The organism is Winogradskyella schleiferi, from assembly GCF_013394655.1.
GTDB classification, from domain to species: Bacteria; Bacteroidota; Bacteroidia; order Flavobacteriales; family Flavobacteriaceae; genus Winogradskyella; species Winogradskyella schleiferi.
Genome location: NZ_CP053351.1, coordinates 2,716,663 through 2,741,699, shown reverse-complemented (window position 1 = coordinate 2,741,699; position 25,037 = coordinate 2,716,663). Strand labels below are relative to the sequence as shown.

The following is a 25,037-nucleotide window of genomic DNA, read 5'->3' as shown; positions in this document are numbered from 1 at the left end:
TTAAAGTTTGAAAATTTTATACGATTGATGAATTTGTTTTACAACTTCTTCTGTACGTTCTGCATGCGTATCGCTTATAAAGATTTGCCCGAAATGCTCATCATCCACTAAACTTATAATTTGTGCCACTCTGTTTTCATCCAATTTATCAAAAATATCATCCAAAAGTAAAATAGGCGAGACACCACTTTGTTGTTTTATAAAATCGAATTGGGCTAATTTTAAGGCTATTAGAAATGATTTTTGTTGCCCTTGACTTCCAAATTTTTTAATAGGAAAATCATCAATCAAAAACACCAAATCATCCTTATGTGTGCCAACACTGGTATATTGCAACGCTTTATCTTTATTGATGTTTTTATTTAATAAATCCTTTAATTCAGCATCAAACAAATCACTTTTGTACTTTAAATCTATCACTTCTTTACTTTGACTAATGGCTTCGTAACGTGACTTGAAAATCGGAATAAAGGTTTTTAAAAAAGCATCTCGCTTTTTGAAAACTTCACTTCCGTAGGTGTGGAGTTGTTCGTTATAAATAGCTAGCGTATCTTCATTAAAGATATTGTTCAGCGCAAAATATTTTAAAAGTGCATTCCGTTGTGCCAATACTTTATTATAATTGATGAGTTCGGTTAAATAGCTCTTATCACTTTGCGAAATAACACTATCGATAAATTTACGGCGCGTATCGCTACCTTCAATAATTAAATCACGATCGGCTGGCGAAATAATAACCAATGGAATAAAACCAATATGTTCACTAAATTTTTCGTAAGCCTTAGCATTCCGCTTAATGATTTTTTTCTGTCCTCTTTTTAAGGAAACGATAATTTTTTCCTCGCGGTCATTTTTCGTAAAATGGCCATCGACCACAAAAAACTCAGCATTGTGGTTTATATTTTGAACAGCGATGGGGTTAAAGTAACTTTTTCCGAATGCTAGATGGTAAATGGCATCAAGTGCATTTGTTTTTCCGATGCCATTGGCACCAACAAAACAATTGATTTTAGCGTCGAAATCGAAAACCTGACTTTCAAAATTTTTGTAATTAATTAAAGATAGTGTGTTTAGATTCATAAAAAACGAATAGTTTCCCTGATTTTATTGCTGTGGTAAAGCTTTTAGACTTGAATTTAATAATTCAAAAATAACGAATAAATAGGCTTTTAAATCCCAATAAAAATTTTATTTTTGCGCACGCACAAAATGACAAGTAATGGCAACATATAAGAAAAGAGGCTACAAACCAAAAACCAAAAAGGAGAAGGAAGAAATTGTTGAAGACGATTCAACAACAGCTGAGGTATTTAATACCTTGGACGAAGGTGCTTCCAGAACTGAGGAATGGGCGGTTAAAAACCAGAAATACATTATAGGAATCGTTGGAGCAGTAGCTTTAGTGGTTTTAGGATATTTAGGTTACAATAAAGTCGTCGCTGAGCCTAAAGCAAAAGAAGCCATGAATGAAATGTACACGGCTAAATCCTATTTTGACGAAGCGGTTAATGGTGCGTCTGCGGATTCACTTTACCAAATGTCTTTAGATGGAGGCGAAGGTAAGTATGGAATGTTAGATATCATTAATGAATATGGTGGGACTCCAGCAGCTAACCAAGCGAACTATTATGCTGGTATGGCGTATTTGAATCTTAAGGATTATCAGAATGCCATAACGTATTTACAAAATTTTTCTAGCGATGATAAGATGTTAAATCCAATTGCTAAAGGCGGTATTGGTGATGCGTTTGTTCAATTAGAGCAGCCAGAAGAAGCTTTGGGATATTACGAAAAAGCATTTAAAGCTAACGTCAACGATTTTACAACACCTTTATATTTAATGAAAGCGGCTAGAGTTGCTATTAATTTAGGGCAGAATGAAAAGGCTTTGGATTATTTAACACGGATTAAATCTGAATTCTCTGCGTCTAACGAAGCAAAAGATGTAGATGTCTTAATAGGAAAAGTAGAAGCAAGCTTATAGCATATGGCAACTGCAAATCATAATTTATCGCACTACGATAAAGCTACAATCCCAAACGCGAAAGATTTTCGGTTTGGGATTGTTGTTTCAGAATGGAATGACAAAATTACAGAAGGCTTATGGCAAGGTGCTTTTGATGCCTTAATTGATTGTGGAGCGATTAAGCAAAACATTATCCGTTGGAATGTGCCAGGCACTTTTGAACTCACTTATGGCGCAGCCCGAATGGGTAAAAGTATCTATGCAGATTCTGGAATGCTCGATGTCATCATCGTAATAGGTTGCGTAATTCAAGGGGAAACCAAGCATTTCGATTTTGTTTGTGAAGGTGTCACCCAAGGCATAAAAGACCTGAATCTTAAAGGCGATATTCCTGTGATATTTTGTGTGCTTACCGATAACAATATGCAACAATCTATTGACCGTTCTGGTGGTAAACATGGGAATAAAGGTACGGAAGCGGCTATTGCGGCGATTAAGATGGCAGCTTTGCGTAAGGAAACTTTGTAAGTCCTAAGTCCACAGTCTTCAGTTGGCAGTCACCTTGCCATAAAATAATTCATAATAATATTTAGTAGTAAGTGAAAATTTAATTTTGCTTACTGCTTACTGCTTACTGCTTACTGCTTACTGCTTACTGCTTACTGCTTACTGCTTACTGCTTACTGCTTACTGCTTACTGCTTACTGCTTACTGCTTACTGCTTACTGCTTACTACCAACCCACTCTGGCATCCTTTTTGTTTATAATTTTAAGGAATCCTTAGGCTTTGTTTTCTTGTATTTTCAGTACTTTTGATATTAATCAAGTTTAATTTATAGGTTAATTGTTTAATCAAAGAAAAAATAAACGGTTCAGTTATAAATCGCGTTTTAAGGATTCTAAAGAAAAAGAGTCGAACGACGACTTGGAAGCGAAATGGAATGAAATAAGAGGTAATACAAAACGAAGAGGAAATATATTCACTTCATTGCCCGTTTTAATAATAATTTTAGCATCGCTTTTTGTTTTAATTTATGTCCTAAATGGATATATCCAATAGCATTATTATGGGTCCAATAAAATTTACATTAATTAAAAAATTACCAAAGAATAAAAGGTTTAATTATACACCTAGATATTATAAAGGTAAAGAAGATGTTGATACAGCTGGGCATGCATCAAAATTTGATGCTTACGCAGATACGTACAATAAAAACGATTTTTCGGGGCAATGGCACGATAGCAGAATAAGTGGTAGAACTAGAAATAATTCAGGATTAAATAGAACCATTTTAGTATTGATAGCAATTTTCGTTTTAATTTTTCTTTTTATTATAGATTTTGACCTATCTATTTTCTCTCTAAAAAGCTAATGTCAGATATTATTCAACTTTTACCAGACCATGTTGCGAATCAAATTGCAGCAGGTGAGGTGGTACAACGCCCAGCATCTGTAGTTAAGGAACTATTGGAAAATGCCATTGACGCCAATGCCACCGAAATAAAACTCATTATTAAAGATGCTGGTAAAACACTGGTTCAAGTAATAGATAATGGCAAAGGTATGAGCGTTACCGATGCACGACTGAGTTTTGAGCGTCATGCCACTTCAAAAATTAGAGCTGCCGAAGATTTATTTCAACTGAATACCAAAGGGTTTAGAGGTGAGGCTCTAGCGAGTATTGCTGCCATTGCGCATGTAGAATTAAAAACGAAACAGGATGATGACGATTTAGGAACCGCCATAGTTATTGAGGGAAGCGACGTAAAATCCCAAGAGGTTGCAGTCACGCCCACAGGAACTTCGGTTGCAGTAAAGCATTTATTTTTCAACATTCCGGCGAGACGGAATTTCTTAAAGTCAGATACGGTAGAATTACGCCATATCACGGACGAATTCCATCGTGTCGCTCTAGCACATCCTAATATTGCTTTCGCCTTTTATCATAACGGAAGTGATTTGTTTAATGTGCCTAATGAAAATTACAGGCAACGTGTGGTTCATATTTTTGGTACAAAAACGAATGAAAAATTAGTACCTGTTGAAGAAGAAACTGAAGTATTGAAGATTTCAGGATTTGTAGGTAAACCTAATTTTTCCAAGAAAACAAAATCCGAACAATTCTTTTTTGTTAATCAACGGTTTATAAAGAGTCCTTATTTGAATCATGCCATAAAATCGGCATTTGAAGGTTTGCTGAAAGACGGTTACCATCCCAGTTACTTTTTGAATCTTACGGTGGACCCAAAATCGATAGATATCAATATTCATCCGACAAAAACGGAAATTAAGTTTGATGATGAGCATACACTTTACGCTATTTTACGTTCGGCTGTAAAGCACAGTTTAGGGCAATTCAATATCGCTCCGGTATTGGATTTTGAACATCAGAGCAATTTAAACACGCCGTATAATTATAAAGATAAACGCGCTTCTACACCAGCGATTGAGGTTGATCGGAATTTTAATCCTTTTTCGAACGATTCAGCAGGAAGTCAACATAGAACAAGTCATAATACAGGATTCAAATCTGCACCTGTAGCGTCATGGGAAAGTTTGTATGTAGGTTTAGAATCTAAAAGCAATACATCGCCATCTGATTTTAGTGAAGTCACTTTTGAAAGTGATTCTAAAAACGAATCTATTTTTACAGACTCGTCTATTGAAACTAGAAAAACAACCTTTCAACTACAACAAAAATATATTGTGAGTACGTTGAAATCGGGCATGTTGATTATTGATCAAAATAGAGCGCATCAGCGGATTTTGTACGAGAACTTTTTGAAACACATTACTATAAAGGAAGCAACAAGTCAACAATTGTTATTTCCATTACAATTACATTTCACACCGAATGAAACCAAAATCATTGAGGATTTAAAAGCCGACTTAGAGCATACTGGTTTTGTGTTTTCAGAATTAAATGGGAAAGGCATTACCATAACAGGAGTTCCTGTAGGTGTGCCAGAAAGTGAAGTGTCGATTATTTTAGAACAATTAATTAGCGATGTCGAAAATGACGTGCCAGATACTAATTTTAGTACTGCGGATTTATTGGCAAAATCCATGGCAAAGAGTTTGGCCATTAAAAATGGACAATCGTTAAATAGTACAGAACAAGAACATATGGTAAATAGCTTATTTGCCTGTAAGGAACCTAATGTATCACCAACCAATAGACCAACGTTTATCACCATGGCAGTTGATGATATTGAGAAAAAATTTATGTAGCATATGAGACAAGGGATAACAGATGCGGTAAAGCATTTATTGATTATAAACGTTGTTGTTTTTATTGGAATGATAACTATAGGAAATCAAAACGAGCCATTTATGTCTTGGTTCGCACTTCATTTTCCTAAAAATCCAACTTTTCAACCATGGCAAGTACTAACGCACATGTTTATGCATGGGAATTTTATGCATATTGCATTTAATATGTTCGCCTTGTGGATGTTTGGTACTGCTGTAGAGCAGATTTTCGGGTGGCAGAAATTCATAATATTTTATTTGCTATCAGGTTTTGGAGCAGCAATTATTCAAGTTGCTTTTTTATATTTTCAATTTAATACGGGTCTATCCACTTTGGTTGAGTCTGGTTTATCTCAAACCGATATTGTTAGTATACTCAGTGAAGGCAAATACAATACAGCTTGGGTGCCAATTTTGGGTGATAATTTTGATAGTTTTGTGAGTGCATTTAATAGCACGATGGTTGGAGCATCTGGCGCCATTATGGGTATTTTAGTGGCTTTTGGAATGTTGTTTCCAGAATCAAAACTCATGCTTATATTTTTACCTATACCAATAAAGGCCAAGTATTTTATTCCAGGTATAATTGCTTTGGATTTATTTTCGGCAATATCAGGAAACTCTATCTTTAGCCCAAGTAATACAGCTTACATGGCTCACGTTGGTGGTGCACTTACCGGATTTCTGTTAATGTATTTCTGGAAGAAAAATGAAAAGGATAAATACCGTTGGAATTAACTATGAGCACCATTCAAGATTTAAAATACAAGTTCAATAACCTCGATGTTTTCGGTAAGATCATTGCCATCAATGTGGTAATTTTTATCATTGGCCTCATTTTCGAAGCTCTATTACGTATCGATTTGTTTACGTATTTTGAATTGCCCTCTGATATCATGGATTTTCTTTTTCAACCATGGTCCTTAATTACCTATGGGTTTTTGCACAATGGAATTTTCCATGTGATATTCAATATGTTATTTCTTTATTATCTCTCTCGAGTCACAACCAATTTGTTCCGCTCGAAAATGATATTGAATATTTATTTTTTAGGAATTATTTGTGGTGGATTGGCTTTTTTGGCCTTTAATAATCTGATGCCTGCATCATTTTTCTCTGGAAAGGGAATTTTAGTTGGCGCTTCTGCAGGTGTAAGTGCCCTTTTGCTTTTCGTGGCCGCTTATATGCCAAATAGTGAAATACGTCTATTCAATGCATTTACCGTAAAGTGGAAACATATTGCAATGGTCTTTGTGGGATTTGATTTAATTAAAATGTTATTAGGTCTTAATCAAGGTGGTTATGTTGCTCATTTTGGTGGTTACTTTTTGGGGTATATCTATGCTACCCAATTAACAAAGGGTACAGATATAGGAACAGGTTTTGAGCGTATGATGGATACCGTTGTGAGTTGGTTTAAGCCAAAATCGAAGCTAAAAACGGTTCATAAGAATAAAACTAAAAGTGCAACGTCTCGCAAGACTAAAAATGCGTCCGATACGTTAAGTAAACAGAAAAAGATAGATGCTATTCTCGATAAAATCAGTAAAAGTGGTTATGAGAGTTTAACTGCCGATGAGAAAGCATTTTTATTTAAAGTGGGTAAGGACTAGTACACATGAAAGGTTTAAAATTTGGTAGTAAGATCATATTTGCACTCAATTCATTGGTGGCATTTTTATTGCTTATTTCTTACATATTACCATATATTCCTCCGAAAAGCTTTGCTACATTATCCGTATTGAGTTTAGGTGTGCCTTTGCTTATTCTGCTAAATGTTATTTTCTTTATTTATTGGTTACTCAGGGTAAAAAAGCAAATGATTTTGTCTTTAGTCGTTTTGTTATTGGGGTGGAGCTATATTAATTCTATGTACAAATTTTCATCTTCATCAAAGTTAGATGATGCTGGGAATTTTACCGTAATGTCCTTTAATGTAAGACTCTTTAATAAATTTCAATGGCTTCCCAATAAGTCCGTTAAGGATGAAATAGTTGCATTTATAGGAAAAAATCAACCTGATGTTCTGAGTCTTCAGGAATATCCTATAAGCGAACGACTTAAATTACAAGGGTACTCAAGTTTTAATGCCGAATATACCAAAGGTATTAAAGGTGGACAAACCCTATTTTCAAAATTTCCTATCGTAAATTCGGGTTCGTTAGAGTTCGCCAATACCTATAATAATATCATTTTTATTGATATTGTCAAGCAGAAAGATACCATAAGAATATATAATGTCCATTTGCAATCTTCTGGTATTGAAACCGATGTAGAAAAACTCAAAAAAGAAACATCTGGACATCTGTTCAAACAAGTTGGCACCACATTTAAAACCCAACAGGAACAGGTAGAACTGTTTCTGGCACACAAATCAAAAACCAAACATAAAACTATAGTGACTGGGGATTTTAACAACACGGCTTTTTCTTATATCTATAGAAAAATAATAGGAAATGACCTTAAAGACACGTTTGAAGAAGCTGGTAATGGCTTTGGAAGAACTTACGATTTTAAATTTTTCCCGATGCGTATTGATTTTATTTTAGCCGACAATAATTTTAAGGTCAATGGTTTTAAAACCTTCGATAATGTACTCTCAGATCACTATCCTATAAAAACCACATTAAAATTACCGTAATTTACATCAACCCGCAATCGGCGAGATCTGCAATAATGTGAATGACCAATCCCAAGCCAATCAATCGTGTTTTTTTTGGAATCAACAATAATACATAAACCGCTATGGCATAATAGGAGTGAAGTGGATGGAAATTGATACTACAACGATTAGGGTCGAAAATAGGATTTGCCAATAAATGATCTAAATCTATCAACATACCTAAAATCATGATGCCGTAAGCCTTAAGCCAATAATTTTTGTAAAACGCAAGGGCAACGACTAAAGGTAAACCGAAATGTATGCCGTAATGAGCAATTGATTGAATCATTTTTTGTTTAGTTTAACGGCCTAAAATCCCATTCTTACTTACATCTAATTGGATTTATAGGATAGTTCCCTTAAGTCTATAATTTCTGCCTTTTTAGATACAATTCCGAATTTGGGCCTTCATTAAATAATAAATCTAAAGTACTGAGATTAGAAATAAAACCATGTTTCTCAGTAAACACTTGCGTGTAGGGTTGAAAAGAGAGTATGTTAGCATTACGCTTGGCTAAGTTTCTGAAATCAGTTTTTCCGCTTGGTTCTTTTTCAAAAGTTGAAGTATGAATTGGTGCTAGATCCAATTGAAGCGCATTTAAGAGTATTTCAAACGACTTTAAATTGAAATCTAAAATATAGTCGAATTGATTTTCAAAGAGCGGCAGTAAATCATCGATATAGAATTCAAAAAAAGGCGACATACTATAAGCCGATTGTAAAGACTTTAAATGTTGAATTTGCCACGATTCTTCATTAGCAATTTTTACATCTTTGTACAATTGCCGGTTTTTCTGGGAATAACTCACAGGGACAGATAACGCCATTTTACCATTGGCACCATAGATTTCTGTTCGGTTTCTGTACGATTGCTTTTGATAATTATCGCAAACTTCAAAATAAACGGTATCAGCATTTACAATAGCCCAAAAGTGTGCAATGTTTGGGAAATATGTAGGGTAAATGATACTGTTCAAAATTTAGCTCTCTTTAGCTTTCTTCTTTTTTCTCCACTTATTAAAAAACGTTAGCCCTAAAACAAGCACAATAAAAGGAATCAGGTAAGAGGTGCGTTCATTGCCACCACTTACAGTTGTGAAGATTCTATCCCAACGGAAACTCCAGTTTTTTAAGCCGTCGTTAATGCCATCGATACTCATCCAAATAAAAACAGGTTTACCAAAAATGTGGTTGTTAGGTACAAATCCCCAATATCTACTGTCAATGGAATTGTGTCTATTATCACCCATCATCCAATAATAATCTTGTTTAAAAGTATAGGATGTGGCTGGCTGGTCGTTAATAAAAATTTGGTTACCTCTAGTCACTACGTTGTTCCCTTCGTATTCTGAGATGGCACGTTTGTAAATGGAAATATTATCCATATCCAAATTTATAGTTTCTCCAGATTTTGGAATCCAAATAGTGCCAAAGTTGTCAACGTTCCAGCTGTAATTTGGATCCCTTGGGAAAATATTTCCATTTTTGCCTTCTGGTTGTTTTACGGGTACAATGTGATCTATGTTTGGCTGAACTTTTAATTGAGTAATAGCTTCATCAGTTGCTGCAAAAATTCTATAGCTTCCATCATTTTTTAGACCAGCGCCATCTGATATACCAATTTTTTTTAGTAATTCGAAAAATCTATACTGTTCTGCTTGACTGGAATGAGGTTTTTTTAAAGTCACATCATAAGAAAATTGCAAATGTGACCTCGGTGGTAATTTGTTTTGTTTTCCATTGATATACACATAACCGTTTCTGATTTCCAAGGTGTCTCCAGCTACACCAACACAACGCTTAACTAAATTGGTCTTTTTGTCAATTGGCTTGTAATAATTGCGATCTGGATTAAAATCGTTCATATTCAGCAATGTATCTGCTGGTTGATTAAACACTACAATATCATTTCGCTCGATATCTTCAAAACCTGGTAATCTAAAAAATGGTAATTGGAGTTTGTTCATCCAAGAGCTGTTCCGTTTTTCATAATTATCGTTAAATAAATATGATTTTTGACCAATAATAGGAATGGTATCATGCACCATAGGTGCTGCAACCGTGGTCATAGGAGTTCTGGCGCCATAATGTAATTTGCTCACAATAAGAAAGTCTCCGACCAACAACGATTTTTCTAAAGAGGACGACGGAATTACAAACGGTTGAAAGAAATACGTATGTACAATCGTGGCCGCTACAATGGCAAATAGGATTGAGGTAATCCATTCGCCAGTTGACGTTTTTGGTTTTAAGGTTCTGTTTTCAATGTAATTGACATCTGCTACATAATTCAAATAGTATAAATAAAAACCTAAGGTGACAATGCACAGCAGCGCATCTAATTTACTGTCTTTTCCAAAAGTCCTTGCCGTTTCCACCCAACCCGCAGGAATCATAATGAGATTTACGATTGGCAAAAACATGAGAATAACCCACCACCAAGGACGTGAAATTATCTTCATCAACACCACAGCATTGTAAACTGGTACAAATGCTTCCCAAGCTTGTCTTCCAGCTTTAACATATAATTTCCATGTGCCTAAGCCATGTATGATTTGTAGAATGAGTATAAAGAAAAACCACTGTGTCCAGCTCATAACGTTGTATTTTGTCTAGTATCGATTGAAAAATATCTTATTCTATTTTAATACTTTGGCAAATTAACCAATGTTTAACACATCTTTCATACTAAAGATGCCTTTTTTGTCTTTAATCCATTCTGCGGCAATAACAGCTCCCATTGCAAAACCTTGTCGGCTGTGTGCTGTATGTTTGATGCTTATGGAATCTATTTCAGAATTATAGGTAATTTCATGTGTTCCAGGAACGTTTTCGATGCGCTTGGCTTCAATATGAATTTCATTGGATTTTGGTTGATCTAAAGTCCATTTGCTGTAATTGGTTTGCTCAATAATTTGTTCGGCTAAAGTAATGGCCGTACCACTTGGAGCATCCAGTTTTTGTGTGTGATGGATTTCTTCGATTTCAGTCGAATATTCAGGAAAACCTGAGAGTAACGCACTTAAGTTTTTGTTGAGTTCAAAAAAAAGATTAACTCCCAAACTAAAATTTGAAGCATATAGGAAAGTTCCATTTTTAGATTTACAATACTCCAAAATTTCGTCATATTGGTCTAACCACCCTGTTGTACCTGAAATAACAGGAACTCCAGCATCTAAAGCCTTTTTAATATTGAAAACGGCTACTGATGGTACGCTGAAATCTATGGCAACATCGGCGTTTTTAAAGTCGTAATCGGAAGAGGCATCTTCTACTTTTAAGGTTATGCTATGGTTGCGATTTAACGCAATCGTCTCAATACTTTTTCCCATTCTGCCATAACCGAGTAAAGCTATTTTCATATTTTTATTGATTGTAAAAGTCCAATATGGACTAAAATTTAAAATTTAAAGTCAATCCCAAATCCGAAGTGTTCTCCATTTCATTATACTGATAATGTGGACTTAAGCTTAGGTTTTCATCGACATTAAATTGTAACAAATGTGCATCCACATTAGCGTCAATGATATTTAAGGCATATAAACCGAACGTAATTAAGAGCGATAATTCCTTGTTTTTTCTAAACTGCTCTTGTGCTCTAATAAGTCCATCCTCAGAAATTAAAGGTGTTGATCCGGAACCATAGAATTCATCATCTTTAAAACCCGCCAAACGACTTTTGTAAGCGTCTCTGTAGCGGTCATATTGTTCGTCGTTTCGCACGTAGAAGTAAACACCTGCGCCAATCGCTCCCCAAACAATAGGTATTTTCCAATATCTTTTGTTGTAAGCCTGACCTAAACCTGGAAAGATGGCAGAATAAAATGCTGCTTTTGCAGGCCGCAAAGGGTCAATTTCCTTTTTAACCAAGGTTTCATTAGCTATGATTGGACTTTCTTCAATAGAAACACTCGTACTATCTTTTTCTTTTTGGGAAAATGAAAATAAGACTGAAAACAAGCACAGAAAAAGACAGAAGAACGCTTTATTTGTTATCACGCTGTACTAATTTTTTAATACGGTTAAAGTCTTCTTCCGAATGAAATGGTATCGTGATTTTTCCGCTGCCATTGTTCGCTACTTTAACATCTATTTTGTGGCCAAAGTATTCTGAAAAGTCCTTTACGCCTTTTTTTATGTATTTAGGGATTTCGGCTTTAACAGCTTCTGGCTTTGATGGATTTTCGGAATTCAAATTCTTTACCAATTGCTCCGTTGCTCTTACGGATAATTTATTGGTAATGATTTTTTCATAAACCTCAAGCTGATCGACTTGATCTTCAATATTAACCATGGCTCTTCCGTGGCCCATACTTATAAAACCATCACGCATTCCGGTTTGGATGATGGGATCTAACTTTAATAAACGCAAATAATTAGCAATTGTCGATCGTTTTTTACCCACACGTTCGCTCATTTGTTCTTGTGTGAGGCTGATTTCGTCAATTAAACGTTGATAAGACAATGCAATTTCTATAGGATCTAAATCCTGGCGTTGAATGTTTTCCACCAAGGCCATTTCCAAAGATTCTTGGTCATTAGCGATTCTGATATACGCTGGAATAGCTTGTAAGCCTATTAATTTTGAAGCTCTAAAACGACGTTCACCAGATACCAATTGGTAGTTGTTGAACGCTAATTTTCTAACTGTTATAGGTTGAATAACCCCAAGCTCACGAATGGAAGAAGCGAGTTCTCTTAATGATTCTTCATTAAAGTTGGTTCTGGGTTGAAAAGGGTTAACCTCGATACTATCAATATCAAGTTCCACTATATTTCCAACAACCTTATCTGCATTTTTATCTTCTGCGGAATTAATATCGTTTTCGGGATCTTTCAACAACGCCGAAAGTCCTCTGCCTAATGCTTGTTTTTTTGTTGCTTTCGCCATTATAATTCATTTTTCTTAATCAGCTCTTTTGCCAAGCTGAGATAATTGGCTGCGCCTTTACTGCTCACATCATAATTGATAATGCTCTCACCATAACTCGGTGCTTCACCCAAACGTACGTTACGCTGAATAATAGTATCAAAAACCATATCACTGAAGTGTTTCTGTACTTCTTCTACAACTTGATTGGATAAACGTAAACGCGAATCGAACATCGTTAACAGCATACCTTCAATATCTAACGCTTGATTATGTATTTTCTGTACACTTTTAATAGTATTTAACAGTTTGCCTAAACCTTCGAGTGCAAAATATTCACACTGAATAGGAATTATAACCGAATCTGCTGCGGTTAGAGCATTCAAGGTCAATAAACCCAAAGATGGAGCACAATCAATTAAGATATAGTCGTAATCTGATTTTAAATCTTCAATGGCCTTTTTAAGCATATACTCACGCGCTTCTTTGTCTACCAATTCAATTTCGATAGCGACAAGATCTATATGAGCAGGAATAACATCTACATTCGGTGCGTTAGAAGATACTATGGCATCTTTTGCTTCTGCGGAATGTTCTATGATTTGATAAGAACCTATCTCAACGGATTCCACATCAATACCCAAACCAGAACTGGCGTTGGCCTGTGGATCGGCATCTATAAGTAGGACTTTTTTCTCTAAAACTCCCAGGGAAGCCGCCAAGTTTACTGAGGTTGTTGTTTTTCCAACTCCTCCTTTTTGATTTGCTATAGCAATGATTTTACCCATTAAATAATTTGGTTATAAATAAGGATTCAAAATTACGATTATTTACGAGTTTATAAAATTGAAGTTGTTAATAGTTATGAGCATCATAAGTGCCTTGAATCTGGAGTCATTTGTTCTTTTTTGCACGAATCATTTTTTCCAAATCATCCCATAGACTTTCACTAACGCCAGAAAGCATATTGAATTCTCCCGCGCCTTTTAGCCATTCGCCGCCATCTATGGTTACTACTTCACCGTTCATATAAGCAGAAAAGTCAGAAACCAAATAAGCCGCTAAATTGGCTAATTCTTGATGCTCTCCAACACGGTTTAAGGGCACTTTTTTCGCCATGTCAAACTTTTCCTGAAGATCGCCAGGCATTAAGCGGTCCCAAGCGCCTTTGGTAGGAAATGGTCCTGGTGCAATAGCATTGAAACGCATACCATACTTTGCCCATTCTACAGCAAGGCTTCTGGTCATCGCTAACACGCCTGCTTTGGCTGCAGCACTTGGTACGACATAACCAGAGCCTGTCCAAGCGTAAGTGGTTACAATACTAAGCACATTGGTATTGGTTTGCTTGGTATCTATCCAATGTTTGCCAAAAGCCAACATACAGTTTTTGGTACCTTTTAAGACAATATCTATGATAACATCAAACGCTCTTGGCGACAAGCGTTCTGTTGGTGAAATAAAATTACCGGCTGCATTATTCAATAAAATATCTACTTTACCGAATCTTTCAATAACCGCCTTTCGCATAGCCTCAACTTGATGGTACTCTCGTACATCACATTGTACAGGTAAACATGTGCCACCAGACTGCCCGACCGTCTGGCGGGTTTCGGTTTCCAATTCTTTTGCGGTGTTTTTTAGTTTATCTAAATCGCGAGAGGTAATCGCAACGTTAGCGCCGAGTTCTAAGAAATATCGGGTCATAGCCTTTCCTAAGCCGCTTCCGCCACCTGTGACTACAATTGTTTTTCCTTTGAGCGCATCGTCTCTTAGCATTTTGTTTGTATGGTTCATAAGCTTCTGTGTCGTTAGTTACAGTGGTGTTTGTTTAAAAATACTAAAATCCTTTCGAAAAAAGCGTCTCCGCCGACTTTCCACACATTGGAATGATTAGCGGCATCTATTTCTATAAATTCTTTATCAACACTTTTTAATTTTGAGAAATTAGCTTTTCCGTATTTAATATGGATGCGTTCGTCCGCATTGCCATGAACCATAAGAATAGGTTGGTCTATGTTTTCGCAATATTTGATGGGTTTAGCATCGTTTACATCAAATTCTGCAATGCTTCCTGTTCTATTCACCAAGTAATTTGAAAAAGGGGAGAAGCTAAATCCAGCGTGTAAATCGAAATAATCATTGACAATGGTCTTGAAGTTTGAAAAGGTGCTTTCAACGATACCAAATTTAATTCTTTTGTCATAACCCATAGCTTGCAAACCAATGGCTCCACCTAAGGATTGTCCCCAAATGCCAAAATGATTTAAGTTTTCTTTTTGAGCTAAATAATCAATGAGTTTTTGAATATCCTTCTTTTCATGGACGCCAAACGTACAGAATTGGCCTTCACTTTCGCCATGGGCTCTCGAGTCTAAGGCTACTGAATTGAATCCGTTTTCAGCTAGAAAAGTGCTTAAATCGAAAAATGTATTCTTGTTCGAGCGGATACCATGAAGTAGAATAATAGTGGCTTTACTGGAATCCAAATTTGAAAACGTTAATCTGGCGGATAGTTTAATACCATCGAATGAAGTAATCTTAAGGTCTTTTCTTTCGATTTTCAAATCATCCTTTGCGGCAATGTCAACATCAATATTTTTATTTCTTTTAATTAAGCCAACAACGGGATTTCTTATTTCCGATATGAGTCTAGGAGCAAAGAAATGCGTAAAAAGTATGCCTAAAATCACTAAAATTAAAAAAGTGATTTTTATGGTTTTTGTTTTAGAAAATTTAGTTGTTTTAGTCATCAATCAATAGCTCCAAAATCTGAATAGCTGCCTCGCTAATTTTCGTGCCTGGCCCAAAAACGGCAACTGCTCCAGCGTCGAATAGATATTGGTAATCTTGCTTCGGAATCACACCTCCAACGATAACCATAATATCGTCACGACCATAGTTTTTTAGTTCTTTTATAACTTGAGGCACTAGTGTTTTGTGTCCTGCTGCTAAGGAGGATACCCCTAAAATATGCACGTCATTTTCAACGGCTTGTTTCGCTGCTTCCTTTGGTGTTTGAAATAGAGGCCCAATATCCACATCAAAACCTACATCGGCATAACCTGTAGCAATTACTTTTGCACCACGATCGTGACCATCTTGTCCCATTTTGGCAATCATAATTCGTGGCCTGCGGCCATCTTGTTCTGCAAATTGGTCTGCCAAATCTCTCGCTTTTTGAAAGCTTTTGTCGTCTTTTAGTTCTTTACTATACACCCCTGAAAATGATTTAATTTGCGCTTTGTAGCGCCCAAATTCTGCTTCTAGAGCATCGCTTATTTCGCCTAAAGTGGCTCGTTTTCTTGCGGCATCTACGGCTAAAGCTAACAAATTATCCTCACTTGTCTTAGCAGCTTTTGTTAATTTAAATAATGCTTTAGTTACCGCATTAGTATCACGACTCGCTTTTATGCTTTCTAAACGTTCAATTTGTTGCAAACGAACCGTTTGGTTATCGACTTCGAGTGTAGAAATAGGGTCTTCTTGTTTTAATCTGTATTTGTTCACGCCAACAATAATATCTTGGCCAGAATCTATACGTGCTTGCTTTCGTGCCGCAGCTTCTTCGATTCGTAATTTAGGAATTCCGGCTTCAATGGCTTTCGTCATTCCGCCTAATGCTTCAACTTCTTGAATAAGTTTCCAAGCTTCGTTAACGATATCATCCGTTAATTTTTCCACATAGTAGCTCCCAGCCCATGGGTCAACGGTTTTTGTGATTTGCGTTTCTTCTTGAAGATAAATCTGCGTATTTCTTGCAATACGTGCTGAAAAATCTGTGGGTAAAGCGATCGCTTCGTCCAAAGCGTTAGTGTGTAAGCTTTGGGTGCCTCCAAAAGCAGCTGCAGAGGCTTCAATACAGGTTCTGGCGACATTGTTAAAAGGGTCTTGCTCTGTTAAACTCCAACCAGACGTTTGGCAATGTGTTCTTAAGACTAAAGATTTTTGATTCTTTGGGTTGAATTGTTTTACCAGTTTAGCCCAAAGCATACGTGCAGCACGCATTTTGGCGATTTCCATAAAATGGTTCATGCCAATGGCCCAAAAGAATGATAGGCGAGGAGCGAAGGTGTCAATATCCATACCTGCATCTAAGCCTTTTTTGATGTATTCTAAACCATCTGCTAAAGTATAAGCTAATTCTATATCACAAGTGGCGCCAGCTTCTTGCATGTGGTAGCCGGAAATACTGATACTGTTGAATTTGGGCATGTTTTGGCTCGTGTATTCAAATATATCTGAGATGATTTTCATGGAAGGTGTTGGTGGATAGATATAGGTATTTCGCACCATGAATTCTTTTAAAATATCATTTTGAATGGTGCCTGCGAGAAGTTCTGGTTTCACGCCTTGTTCTTCAGCTGCGACAATGTAAAATGCCATAATAGGAAGAACTGCACCATTCATGGTCATGGAAACCGACATTTTATCAAGTGGAATTTGATCGAAGAGAATTTTCATGTCTTCAACCGAATCAATAGCAACGCCTGCCTTGCCAACATCGCCAACCACGCGTTCGTGATCTGAATCGTAGCCTCTGTGTGTTGCCAAATCGAAAGCGACGGATAATCCTTTTTGTCCTGCGGCAAGGTTTCGTCTATAAAACGCATTGCTTTCTGTAGCCGTTGAAAAACCAGCATATTGCCTAATGGTCCATGGTCGACGTACATACATGGTTGAATATGGGCCGCGAAGATTTGGTGCAATACCTGCAACGAAATTAAGGTGCTCTAAATCTTCAATATCCTTTTTTGAGTAGGTGGATTTGACTGCGATGTTTTCAGCGGTCAGAAAGTTGTTTTTTTCTTCGTGATTCGAGTTTCGAGCTTCATGCTTTAAGCTTAGGTGTTGAAGGTTTTTTCTGCTCATAACGTCATTTTTTCTAAATACAGGTCAAAATTTACTTCAAAAGGCGTAGTAATATTTATTAGTGCAGACTTATTATTCGATGAAATGAAATAGACATGCTGAAACGCTTGGTGCTGAAGCTTTCTGTTTTCAACCTTAAAGATTGCTTTAAATACCTGTGTGCCGTTAGTGTTGTTGTGTTTGGCTGTAATTTTAGTGTAATCTAAGTCGGTAGTGTCAGATAGTTTATCTTGATTTTGTCTAATTATGCCTAACAGATATTTAGCATCTTGCCTTGTGATTGGTGTGTAGGGAATTGTATTTATGGTGTAAGAAGAGTTTACGGACTTGTCGAAAAAAATGTAAAGATTTCCTCCCATTTCTCTCATGTTTTTAAAACGGGTTTGCTCAATTTTTAAATTATTGTTATCAATAACTAACGAATCGATTAAGTTCGAATATTCAACCGCATTGTATCTTTTGAAACTATCGGGAAGAAATACTTTGATACCGTCATTTTCTAGGAAATGTTTGGTTCCAATAATTTGATCTTGTGCAGTTACTTGAGTCCAGTTATTAATTTCTTTTGCGACTTCCATGCATGAAGTGAATAATAACATTAGTAGACAAAAAACTAGAACTATAGATTTTCTCAATACCATGTTTTATTCTTTATTTAATCTATTGATTTCCAATTTTTCAGACAGCCTTTTTTCAATAATTGGTTCAATCAATGTTTTTCGCTTTTCAACTTTTAAAAATGGACTGACTTCTAAGTCGTTTTTCATTTTATCAGCCAAATTAGGGTGTTTATTTGTTCCTAAAAGCACTAATTGTTCAGCATCAAAATCGGCTTTTTCCTTGGCTGCACATTCTTTAATTTTTCTTTGGATGGTGCCTTCTTTTAGTTGACTTAAAAAGCCGCCATTCAATTCTATATCTTTAAAAAGATCAAGCGCTTTTTCGGCTAATTGTTCAGTTAAACTTTCAATATGATAAGCGCCATCTGCTGGATTGTTGACTTTGTCAAAATAGCTTTCATGCTTTAAAACTAATAACTGATTCCTGGAGATGCGTTCTCCAAATTCATTGGATTTATGGAATAACGTATCATAGGGTAGATTGCATATAACGTTTGCTCCGCCGAGAACAGCACTCATACATTCTGTCGTGGTACGCAGCATATTAACGTTATAGTCATAAATTGTTTTATTGCGTTTACTTGGTGTGGCTATAATTCGGCAATTTTGGTTTAGGCCATATTCCAAGGCCAGCGTTGACCATAATTGGCGCAAAGCTCTAATTTTGGCGATTTCAAAAAAGTAATTTGAACCTGTTGCAATATTGAACGTTATTTGAAGCGATTGCTTCGCTTCGTTGGCGATTGCATTATCAAGATGGTTTAAGTATTCATTGACATGTGCCAAACCGTAAGCTAGTTGTTGTACTATCGTTCCGCCAGCGTTTTGATATAAGCATAAATCAACACTGAGTTGATGCGAAGAATTTACTATGGCTTCAAACTTGTTGTGGTCCTCTTTTAGATCGTTGTACCAGTTGCCTGTTTTAGCTAGGTTGCCAATGATGTCTGTGTGGATATGTATTTTTGATTTTTTAGTGCGAGATGTTTCGACTGCGCTCAACATCACGGATTTTAGGCTTTCAACATAGGTTTCAGAAATAAAATTGCACTTAATATCAACGCTTGCTTTGTTAAAATCCAAATTTTGAAACAAATCTTCAACCGAAACGTTCTCATCTTCAATATGGAATATTATGTTTTCTGCGCCGCGTTCTATGGCGTCAAGAGCTTTTGAATTAGCGTCTTTTGCATTAGTGACTAAAATTGATTGAGATATTTCCCATTCGGTGGCTTTACATTTTGAGACTTCTGGTAGTGTATCAAAGTCATCAGCATGATAAAATGGTTTGACATTAATGCCTTCATTGGTTTTCCAGATTAATGTGTCGTTGTAGTCGGCACCTTTGAGATCCACTTGTATTTTCTGTTTCCAAGCTTTTGAGGAAACAGGTGCAAAATCTTTAAATAAGGATTTACTCATCTTCTTTTTGTTTCACTAGGCTGTCTTCGTATTCAATGATATAAATATCTTCGTTGGCTTTTTTCATGTAGTAGTTTTCACGTGCTGTACGCTCAATGCCTTCATCTGTGCTCAACTCCTTAATGGCTTTATTGTCTTTCGCCATTTCATTTTTATAGTGTTCTTTTTGGTATTCCAATTCTTCAATATCTGTATTCAATTCGTGATGAAACAACCAGGAATGCGCGTCAAAAAACAGCATCCAAACGATAAAAACGACCAGAACAAGGGCGTAAATGTTCTTAAAAGGTTTTAGATATTTAGAATTAAAGAATCCCATTATAGTTTTTCGTTGATTATAGTTTTAACGATATCTACAGCAACAGTGTTGTATTTGTTGTTCGGAATTATGATATCCGCATATTCTTTCATTGGTTCAATAAACTGCTGGTGCATGGGTTTTAATGTGCTTTGGTAGCGTTGCAAAACTTCATTAATGTCTCTACCTCGTTCTGTAATATCACGTTTTAAACGACGAATCAGTCGCTCGTCAGAATCGGCATGAACGAATATTTTAATATCGAATAATTCACGGATTTCAGGATGGGAAAGAATAAGGATACCTTCTACAATCATTACCTTTCTCGGTTTGGTTACAATAATGTCTCCTGTTCGGTTGTGTTTTACAAATGAATAAACGGGTTGATCGATGGATTTGCCCTCTTTTAAATCTTTAAGATGTTGTTCCAATAATTCAAAATCGATGGATCTCGGATGGTCAAAATTGATTTTTACACGTTCTTCAAAGCTTAAATGCGACGTATCCTTGTAATAAGAATCTTGGGAGATAACTCCGACTTGACCTTCGGGTAACTCTTGTAAAATTGTGTTGACTACGGTTGTTTTTCCGCAACCTGTACCACCAGCTATTCCTATAATAAGCATATTTAATCGAGATTTGTTAGCGTCCTACAAAATTAATTATTTAAGTGTGATTTTGTGCTTATAACTCGGAAACTTTCTCAATTGTAACAAAGTTCTCAATAGTATTTCCCCAGCTATTGTTAATGTAATTCATAACATCGGCGACTTCTTCATCTGAAAGTCCTAAAGGTGCCATTGTACTATTGTAAGTAACGCCATTGACTAAGATTTCTCCAGACATACCATATTTTACGGCCTTAATGCTCTCGGTTTGTTTAGCCCTTAAATAATCGGAGTCTGCTAATGGTGGAAATGCTTTCGGTACACCTTTGCCGTTTGGCATATGGCAGGTTATACACATGTCTTCGTAAACGTTTTTACCCCTTATTATACTTGCTTCGAGGGTTGATTGGTCTTGTTTTGAAGAATTGTCAATTTGAGCACTGAGATTGGATTTCTTACTATTTGAAGGACATGATAGGAACGTTAATGCCATTATGCCGACAATAATTATTTTGCTCATTTTCTAATCAATTTTACAATACCTAAATTCTCAATACCAACGTAAATGAAGCCATCAGGTCCTTGCTCTACACATCGGACACGTCCTTGTCCGTCGAGTAAACGTTCTTCCTTGATCACTTTGTTGTCTTTCAAAGTACACATATCTAAGTATTGAAATTTTAAGGATCCCACAAGTAAATTTCCATTCCAGTCGCCATATTTTTCGCTATGGATAAATGCCATTCCGCTTGGTGCAATTGAAGGAACCCAATAATGAAGTGGTTGTTCCATGCCTTCCTTTTTAGTAATATCCGTAAATGACGTGCCGCTATAATTAACGCCATAGCTAATTACTGGCCAGCCGTAATTCTTTCCTGCTTTGATAATGTTGATTTCATCACCACCTTTTGGACCATGTTCGTGAGTCCATATTTTTTTAGTTTCGGGATCAAGGGTCATACCTTGTGGATTTCTGTGTCCATATGAGTAAATGGCTGTTTTAGCATTTTTTTCATTTAAAAATGGATTGTCTTCAGGGATTGAGCCGTCGTCATTCAATCGATAAACTTTACCGCCATCTCTAGTGATATCTTGTGGGTTCTCATCTCGATTACCACGTTCACCAATCGTAAAAAACAAATAACCATTTTCATCAAAAACCAAACGCGACCCAAAATGTTGACCTTTGGTGGTGTTTGGTGTAGCTTTGTAGAGGACTTCCAAATCCGTTAAGTTGTAGTCACTAAGTTTTGCTCTCGCTATGGCTGTATTTCCGCCAGAAACTTCCCCTTCGGAAGATGCATAAGAAAAATAGATCCAGTTGTTGGTTTTATAATCTGGATGTAAAATGACATCCATCAAACCGCCTTGGCCACGAACATAGATTTCGGGTAATCCTGAAACGGTAGTTTTCTTTCCATCTTTAAAATGAATTAGCTCACCTGATTTTTCGGTAATGAGCAAAGCATTATCGGGAAGAAAAGTGAAACCCCAAGGAATATTTAGATCTGGAACAATAACTTCGTGAGTGTTTTGTGTATTTATTGGGTTCTTATCTTGGGCACAAGCTAGTGTACTAGTAAGAATTATACTGATTAAAATGCTTCTTAATTTCATATTTAATTATCTTATAAATCTATTAGTTTTTAAAGTTAGATAAATGTTATTGGATTCTAAAGAAAATCTATATATTTGCAATCCGAAAACGGTAAATCATTTTCGGGGTGTAGCGTAGCCCGGTTATCGCGCCACGTTTGGGACGTGGAGGCCGCAGGTTCGAATCCTGCCACCCCGACTTTCAAAGAAAAAGCTCAGCATTTGCTGAGCTTTTTTAATTTTATACAGTTTTAAAACCATTCAAAGTGAATCCCAGAGGCAATCACTGCGATAGCTAAAATGATTAGGGTAATGATAATAAATTTTGCTCCAAATTTTGTTTTTTCATCTTTTTGGAAAATATAATCTCTTCTTTTTTCATCGTCTTCTTTTACAAATTTCATAATTTATTAGTTTTATTGGTTAATGTATACTGTTTTCTTATTTACAAAGGCTAACATGCCTTCTTTGGATAATTCGCGGCCAAAACCTGAAATTTTTGTGCCACCAAAAGGTAACCTCGGATCGGATTTTACCATTTCATTTATGAAAAATGCACCGTCTTCAATTTCTGAAATACGTTTGGATGCAGAGTCATAATCTGATGTAAATATCATGGTGCCTAAACCAAATTTAGAGTTTGATGCCGTTTTATAGGCTTCATCTTCTGATTTGACTTTTATGATCGCTGCAACTGGTCCAAAAGTTTCCTCTTTAAATACAGGCATTTCGGCAGTCACATTAGTTAAAATTGTTGGTTGGTAATAGGTGCAATCCCGTTCATTACCAATTACTACTTTGGCGCCTAGATCGATAGACTTTTGGACTTGTTTTTCTAAAATGTCTGCTAAATCTTCACGAGCTAAACAGGACATTGTGGTGCTTTCTTCTATCGGATTACCGTATTTTAATGCTTTAATCTTAGATGTGAACTTTTTTAGGAATTCGTCATAAATACTTTCAACCACAACAAACCGCTTGGCTGCGATACAGCTTTGTCCAGAATTTTGCATTCGGGCTTTCACTATGGTATCCATGTGTTTGTCTAAATCGGCATCTTTTAATATAATACAGGCATTATTACCGCCTAACTCTAGAAGTGAAGGTTTTAAATTTTTTCCTGCTAGTTCAGCTATTTTTCGTCCCGCTTTTTCACTTCCTGTCAATGAAACCGCTCTAACGATTTCATTTTCCATGAGCTCTTCTACGGCATCATGGTCTGTAATGAGTGTTTGAAAGCAACCTTTAGGGAATCCTGCATCTATGAAAAGTTTTTCAATTGCAATAGCGCATCCCGTAACATTAGAGGCATGTTTTAAAAGCGCCACGTTTCCAGCGGTTAAAGTCGGAATAGCAAATCGGAATACTTGCCAAAATGGATAATTCCAAGGCATGATAGCCAAAATACAACCTAATGGATCGTAACTGATAAAGCTTTCATGGGCATCCGTTTCAATGATTGCATCTCCTAAAAATTGATCCGAATTTTTTATATAAAAATCAATTAAATAAATACATTTATCAATTTCAGCTTTACTTTCCTGAATTGGTTTTCCCATTTCATTAGTCATGAGTTGACTTAATTCAGATTTCTTCTTAAAAACTTCATCAGCCAAATTCTGCAGTAATTCTAAGCGCTTTTTAATTTCTACCTGTTTCCAAGTTTTAAAAGTCGTTTCAGCTAATTCTAGTTTGTCATTTAATTTGGGTTTAGAATCCAGCTTATACGTTTCTAGATGGTTTCCGTTAAAAGGATTATATGTTTTAATACTTGTTTTCATTTCATTGGAGGTTCATCAAATTTAATTTTATTCAAGCTCTTAACTTAATGCGATTACTAAAATATTTAACGCTAACAATAAATAGCATTACAGCTAAAATAGCTATGTAAAGAGTTAAATTCTCTAAGGTAAAGGTCTTATCTTTGTGTAACAGCAAAGTGCTGAGAATTAAAAATAACCAAAAAAAATTAAAACATGAGTAATAACGGAAATACAGTATTAGGAATATTAGCAGGAGCAGCTACAGGTGCCATATTAGGGATATTATTTGCACCAGATAAAGGCAGTGTTACAAGACAAAGACTTGCAGACGAAGCAGCGACAAGAAGAGATTACATGGCTGACAAAGCTTCTGAATTAAGAGATTCTTTAGGACATACTATCTCTACACAAAAAGAAAATTTGGATCATCAGGTTGAAGCTATTGTGTCTAATGCAAGTTATAAAGCTGAAGACGTAATTACTACTTTAGAATCTAGACTGAAAGACTTAAAAGCTAAGAACAAGAACTTACAGAAAAAAGCCTAATTGATGAGTGTATTTGATGATATAAATCACACTACAGACAAAGCTTCTCATATTGGTGAGCGCTATATAAAAGCGTCTCACCAATATTTTAGGTTGAAAGTTTTTCAACAGTTAACACTTTCTTTGAGTTTAGCAGCAAAAGTTATAGCGTTTGGTAGTTTTATGTTTGCTAGTTTGCTGTTTTTATCAATAGCAGCAGGTATTGAGATAGGTAAGGCGGTTAGCAGCTATCCGCTTGGATTTTTAATAGTGGGTATTGCTTATTTTATAATATCGATTTTAATCTATCTGATGAGAGCGAAATTCAACTCGTACATTATTAAGAAACTAGGACCAAAATTTTTTAATTAACATGAAAGAATATACTACTTTTAAAGAGATTGAAAACGATTTGAAACGTCATAAATTGGAGCGTGATATTGCTTGGGAAGAACTTAAGTTGATTAAAAGTGAGTTTAAGGAAGATCTGCAACCATTGAACTGGGTGAGCACGGCATTGAAACTTACAGGAAAATACAGTTTTATCGCCTTGATAAGGAAATGGATTTTCGGTAAATAATG

At 35.9% G+C, this 25,037-nt stretch carries 29 protein-coding genes and 1 tRNA gene; 11 read left to right on the top strand and 19 right to left on the bottom strand.

Features of this window, described 5'->3' with window-relative positions:
• Entirely contained in the window at positions 1 to 1,080 is a 1,080-nt protein-coding gene (gene recF, locus HM990_RS11940; protein ID WP_178989157.1) for a DNA replication/repair protein RecF, read from the bottom strand.
• A gap of 139 nt (positions 1,081 to 1,219) precedes the next feature.
• On the opposite strand from recF, the gene HM990_RS11935 reads away from it, so the two are divergent.
• The 7 genes from HM990_RS11935 (at position 1,220) to HM990_RS11905 (ending at position 7,860) form a co-directional block, all read left to right on the top strand.
• The gene (locus HM990_RS11935) at positions 1,220 to 1,984 is read left to right on the top strand and encodes a tetratricopeptide repeat protein (protein WP_178989156.1); all 765 of its coding nucleotides are present in this window, start codon (positions 1,220 to 1,222) and stop codon (positions 1,982 to 1,984) included.
• Positions 1,985 to 1,987: 3 nt separating this feature from the next.
• Positions 1,988 to 2,494 carry a 6,7-dimethyl-8-ribityllumazine synthase gene (gene ribH / locus HM990_RS11930; protein WP_178989155.1) on the top strand — a complete coding sequence of 169 codons (507 nt, stop codon included), beginning with the start codon at positions 1,988 to 1,990 and terminating at the stop codon, positions 2,492 to 2,494.
• 539 nt (positions 2,495 to 3,033) lie between these two features.
• Complete coding sequence (locus HM990_RS11925) at positions 3,034 to 3,339, top strand: hypothetical protein (RefSeq protein ID WP_178989154.1); 306 nt, start codon at positions 3,034 to 3,036, stop codon at positions 3,337 to 3,339.
• The gene (mutL, locus tag HM990_RS11920) at positions 3,339 to 5,198 is read left to right on the top strand and encodes a DNA mismatch repair endonuclease MutL (protein WP_178989153.1); all 1,860 of its coding nucleotides are present in this window, start codon (positions 3,339 to 3,341) and stop codon (positions 5,196 to 5,198) included. Before HM990_RS11925 ends, mutL begins: the two co-directional genes overlap by 1 nt.
• 3 nt (positions 5,199 to 5,201) lie before the next feature.
• A complete protein-coding gene (locus tag HM990_RS11915; RefSeq protein ID WP_178989152.1) occupies positions 5,202 to 5,957 on the top strand; it encodes a rhomboid family intramembrane serine protease in 756 nt (251 codons plus the stop codon).
• Positions 5,958 to 5,959: 2 nt separating this feature from the next.
• Complete coding sequence (locus tag HM990_RS11910; protein ID WP_178989151.1) at positions 5,960 to 6,832, top strand: rhomboid family protein; 873 nt, start codon at positions 5,960 to 5,962, stop codon at positions 6,830 to 6,832.
• A gap of 5 nt (positions 6,833 to 6,837) precedes the next feature.
• Entirely contained in the window at positions 6,838 to 7,860 is a 1,023-nt protein-coding gene (locus HM990_RS11905) for an endonuclease/exonuclease/phosphatase family protein (protein ID WP_178989150.1), read from the top strand.
• 1 nt (position 7,861) lies between these two features.
• Here the strand turns inward: HM990_RS11905 and HM990_RS11900 are convergent, their stop codons facing one another.
• The 16 genes from HM990_RS11900 to HM990_RS11825 form a co-directional block, all read right to left on the bottom strand.
• Entirely contained in the window at positions 7,862 to 8,170 is a 309-nt protein-coding gene (locus HM990_RS11900) for a DUF6122 family protein (RefSeq protein ID WP_178989149.1), read from the bottom strand.
• A gap of 76 nt (positions 8,171 to 8,246) precedes the next feature.
• Positions 8,247 to 8,858, bottom strand: a complete 612-nt coding sequence (locus tag HM990_RS11895; RefSeq protein WP_178989148.1) for a WbqC family protein — start codon at positions 8,856 to 8,858, stop codon at positions 8,247 to 8,249.
• Between the two features lie 3 nt (positions 8,859 to 8,861).
• Positions 8,862 to 10,478, bottom strand: coding sequence for a signal peptidase I (lepB, locus tag HM990_RS11890; protein ID WP_178989147.1), 1,617 nt, complete (start codon positions 10,476 to 10,478; stop codon positions 8,862 to 8,864).
• 63 nt (positions 10,479 to 10,541) lie between these two features.
• Positions 10,542 to 11,243, bottom strand: a complete 702-nt coding sequence (gene dapB / locus HM990_RS11885) for a 4-hydroxy-tetrahydrodipicolinate reductase (RefSeq protein ID WP_178989146.1) — start codon at positions 11,241 to 11,243, stop codon at positions 10,542 to 10,544.
• Positions 11,244 to 11,274: 31 nt separating this feature from the next.
• On the bottom strand, positions 11,275 to 11,877 hold the full coding sequence (locus HM990_RS11880) for a DUF5683 domain-containing protein (RefSeq protein ID WP_178991976.1): 603 nt from the start codon (positions 11,875 to 11,877) through the stop codon (positions 11,275 to 11,277).
• Positions 11,867 to 12,772: a ParB/RepB/Spo0J family partition protein gene (locus HM990_RS11875; RefSeq protein ID WP_178989145.1), complete on the bottom strand. Its 906-nt coding sequence runs from the start codon at positions 12,770 to 12,772 to the stop codon at positions 11,867 to 11,869. The genes HM990_RS11880 and HM990_RS11875 overlap by 11 nt, the downstream gene beginning before the upstream one ends.
• Positions 12,772 to 13,539 (bottom strand): ParA family protein, encoded by a 768-nt coding sequence (locus tag HM990_RS11870; RefSeq protein ID WP_178989144.1) that lies wholly within the window; start codon positions 13,537 to 13,539, stop codon positions 12,772 to 12,774. Before HM990_RS11870 ends, HM990_RS11875 begins: the two co-directional genes overlap by 1 nt.
• A 106-nt stretch (positions 13,540 to 13,645) precedes the next feature.
• Positions 13,646 to 14,548 carry an SDR family oxidoreductase gene (locus tag HM990_RS11865; protein WP_178989143.1) on the bottom strand — a complete coding sequence of 301 codons (903 nt, stop codon included), beginning with the start codon at positions 14,546 to 14,548 and terminating at the stop codon, positions 13,646 to 13,648.
• 14 nt (positions 14,549 to 14,562) lie between these two features.
• Positions 14,563 to 15,504, bottom strand: coding sequence for an alpha/beta hydrolase (locus HM990_RS11860; RefSeq protein ID WP_178989142.1), 942 nt, complete (start codon positions 15,502 to 15,504; stop codon positions 14,563 to 14,565).
• Positions 15,497 to 17,623 carry a methylmalonyl-CoA mutase gene (scpA, locus tag HM990_RS11855; protein ID WP_178989141.1) on the bottom strand — a complete coding sequence of 709 codons (2,127 nt, stop codon included), beginning with the start codon at positions 17,621 to 17,623 and terminating at the stop codon, positions 15,497 to 15,499. Before scpA ends, HM990_RS11860 begins: the two co-directional genes overlap by 8 nt.
• The gene (locus HM990_RS11850; protein ID WP_178989140.1) at positions 17,620 to 18,201 is read right to left on the bottom strand and encodes a hypothetical protein; all 582 of its coding nucleotides are present in this window, start codon (positions 18,199 to 18,201) and stop codon (positions 17,620 to 17,622) included. Before HM990_RS11850 ends, scpA begins: the two co-directional genes overlap by 4 nt.
• A 66-nt stretch (positions 18,202 to 18,267) precedes the next feature.
• On the bottom strand, positions 18,268 to 19,665 hold the full coding sequence (locus HM990_RS11845; RefSeq protein ID WP_178989139.1) for a methylmalonyl-CoA mutase subunit beta: 1,398 nt from the start codon (positions 19,663 to 19,665) through the stop codon (positions 18,268 to 18,270).
• The gene (locus tag HM990_RS11840; protein WP_178989138.1) at positions 19,658 to 19,984 is read right to left on the bottom strand and encodes an FtsB family cell division protein; all 327 of its coding nucleotides are present in this window, start codon (positions 19,982 to 19,984) and stop codon (positions 19,658 to 19,660) included. The genes HM990_RS11845 and HM990_RS11840 overlap by 8 nt, the downstream gene beginning before the upstream one ends.
• The gene (gene udk / locus HM990_RS11835) at positions 19,984 to 20,589 is read right to left on the bottom strand and encodes a uridine kinase (protein WP_178989137.1); all 606 of its coding nucleotides are present in this window, start codon (positions 20,587 to 20,589) and stop codon (positions 19,984 to 19,986) included. Before udk ends, HM990_RS11840 begins: the two co-directional genes overlap by 1 nt.
• 58 nt (positions 20,590 to 20,647) lie before the next feature.
• Complete coding sequence (locus HM990_RS11830) at positions 20,648 to 21,091, bottom strand: c-type cytochrome (RefSeq protein ID WP_178989136.1); 444 nt, start codon at positions 21,089 to 21,091, stop codon at positions 20,648 to 20,650.
• On the bottom strand, positions 21,088 to 22,188 hold the full coding sequence (locus HM990_RS11825; RefSeq protein WP_178989135.1) for a PQQ-dependent sugar dehydrogenase: 1,101 nt from the start codon (positions 22,186 to 22,188) through the stop codon (positions 21,088 to 21,090). Before HM990_RS11825 ends, HM990_RS11830 begins: the two co-directional genes overlap by 4 nt.
• 103 nt (positions 22,189 to 22,291) lie before the next feature.
• Here HM990_RS11825 and HM990_RS11820 point away from each other — a divergent pair.
• Positions 22,292 to 22,366 (top strand) — tRNA-Pro (locus HM990_RS11820).
• A 52-nt stretch (positions 22,367 to 22,418) separates the two neighbouring features.
• On the opposite strand, the gene HM990_RS11815 is transcribed toward HM990_RS11820, so the two are convergent.
• A complete protein-coding gene (locus HM990_RS11815; protein WP_178989134.1) occupies positions 22,419 to 22,571 on the bottom strand; it encodes a hypothetical protein in 153 nt (50 codons plus the stop codon).
• A gap of 12 nt (positions 22,572 to 22,583) precedes the next feature.
• Positions 22,584 to 23,948, bottom strand: coding sequence for an NAD-dependent succinate-semialdehyde dehydrogenase (locus tag HM990_RS11810; protein ID WP_178989133.1), 1,365 nt, complete (start codon positions 23,946 to 23,948; stop codon positions 22,584 to 22,586).
• 195 nt (positions 23,949 to 24,143) lie between these two features.
• Here HM990_RS11810 and HM990_RS11805 point away from each other — a divergent pair, with 195 nt between their 5' ends.
• The 3 genes from HM990_RS11805 to HM990_RS11795 are packed head-to-tail and all read left to right on the top strand — an operon-like array spanning position 24,144 to position 25,035.
• On the top strand, positions 24,144 to 24,476 hold the full coding sequence (locus HM990_RS11805; RefSeq protein ID WP_178989132.1) for a YtxH domain-containing protein: 333 nt from the start codon (positions 24,144 to 24,146) through the stop codon (positions 24,474 to 24,476).
• Between the two features lie 3 nt (positions 24,477 to 24,479).
• Entirely contained in the window at positions 24,480 to 24,827 is a 348-nt protein-coding gene (locus HM990_RS11800) for a hypothetical protein (RefSeq protein ID WP_178989131.1), read from the top strand.
• A gap of 1 nt (position 24,828) precedes the next feature.
• Positions 24,829 to 25,035, top strand: a complete 207-nt coding sequence (locus tag HM990_RS11795) for a DUF6327 family protein (protein WP_178989130.1) — start codon at positions 24,829 to 24,831, stop codon at positions 25,033 to 25,035.
• The last annotated feature ends 2 nt before the right edge of the window (positions 25,036 to 25,037 follow it).

Coding starts and splice junctions, on each gene's coding strand:
- HM990_RS11795 (WP_178989130.1), top strand. CDS start 24,829: ATGAAAGAATATACTACTTTTAAAGAGATTGAAAACGATTTGAAACGT.
- HM990_RS11905 (WP_178989150.1), top strand. CDS start 6,838: ATGAAAGGTTTAAAATTTGGTAGTAAGATCATATTTGCACTCAATTCA.
- HM990_RS11810 (WP_178989133.1), bottom strand. CDS start 23,948: ATGAAAACAAGTATTAAAACATATAATCCTTTTAACGGAAACCATCTA.
- HM990_RS11830 (WP_178989136.1), bottom strand. CDS start 21,091: ATGAGCAAAATAATTATTGTCGGCATAATGGCATTAACGTTCCTATCA.
- HM990_RS11865 (WP_178989143.1), bottom strand. CDS start 14,548: ATGAACCATACAAACAAAATGCTAAGAGACGATGCGCTCAAAGGAAAA.
- HM990_RS11805 (WP_178989132.1), top strand. CDS start 24,144: ATGAGTAATAACGGAAATACAGTATTAGGAATATTAGCAGGAGCAGCT.
- scpA (WP_178989141.1), bottom strand. CDS start 17,623: ATGAGCAGAAAAAACCTTCAACACCTAAGCTTAAAGCATGAAGCTCGA.
- lepB (WP_178989147.1), bottom strand. CDS start 10,478: ATGAGCTGGACACAGTGGTTTTTCTTTATACTCATTCTACAAATCATA.
- HM990_RS11825 (WP_178989135.1), bottom strand. CDS start 22,188: ATGAAATTAAGAAGCATTTTAATCAGTATAATTCTTACTAGTACACTA.
- recF (WP_178989157.1), bottom strand. CDS start 1,080: ATGAATCTAAACACACTATCTTTAATTAATTACAAAAATTTTGAAAGT.
- HM990_RS11860 (WP_178989142.1), bottom strand. CDS start 15,504: ATGACTAAAACAACTAAATTTTCTAAAACAAAAACCATAAAAATCACT.
- HM990_RS11870 (WP_178989144.1), bottom strand. CDS start 13,539: ATGGGTAAAATCATTGCTATAGCAAATCAAAAAGGAGGAGTTGGAAAA.
- mutL (WP_178989153.1), top strand. CDS start 3,339: ATGTCAGATATTATTCAACTTTTACCAGACCATGTTGCGAATCAAATT.
- HM990_RS11840 (WP_178989138.1), bottom strand. CDS start 19,984: ATGGGATTCTTTAATTCTAAATATCTAAAACCTTTTAAGAACATTTAC.
- HM990_RS11815 (WP_178989134.1), bottom strand. CDS start 22,571: ATGAAATTTGTAAAAGAAGACGATGAAAAAAGAAGAGATTATATTTTC.
- HM990_RS11935 (WP_178989156.1), top strand. CDS start 1,220: ATGGCAACATATAAGAAAAGAGGCTACAAACCAAAAACCAAAAAGGAG.
- HM990_RS11925 (WP_178989154.1), top strand. CDS start 3,034: ATGGGTCCAATAAAATTTACATTAATTAAAAAATTACCAAAGAATAAA.
- udk (WP_178989137.1), bottom strand. CDS start 20,589: ATGCTTATTATAGGAATAGCTGGTGGTACAGGTTGCGGAAAAACAACC.
- HM990_RS11850 (WP_178989140.1), bottom strand. CDS start 18,201: ATGGAAGTCGCAAAAGAAATTAATAACTGGACTCAAGTAACTGCACAA.
- HM990_RS11910 (WP_178989151.1), top strand. CDS start 5,960: ATGAGCACCATTCAAGATTTAAAATACAAGTTCAATAACCTCGATGTT.
- HM990_RS11875 (WP_178989145.1), bottom strand. CDS start 12,772: ATGGCGAAAGCAACAAAAAAACAAGCATTAGGCAGAGGACTTTCGGCG.
- dapB (WP_178989146.1), bottom strand. CDS start 11,243: ATGAAAATAGCTTTACTCGGTTATGGCAGAATGGGAAAAAGTATTGAG.
- HM990_RS11845 (WP_178989139.1), bottom strand. CDS start 19,665: ATGAGTAAATCCTTATTTAAAGATTTTGCACCTGTTTCCTCAAAAGCT.
- HM990_RS11915 (WP_178989152.1), top strand. CDS start 5,202: ATGAGACAAGGGATAACAGATGCGGTAAAGCATTTATTGATTATAAAC.
- HM990_RS11800 (WP_178989131.1), top strand. CDS start 24,480: ATGAGTGTATTTGATGATATAAATCACACTACAGACAAAGCTTCTCAT.
- ribH (WP_178989155.1), top strand. CDS start 1,988: ATGGCAACTGCAAATCATAATTTATCGCACTACGATAAAGCTACAATC.
- HM990_RS11900 (WP_178989149.1), bottom strand. CDS start 8,170: ATGATTCAATCAATTGCTCATTACGGCATACATTTCGGTTTACCTTTA.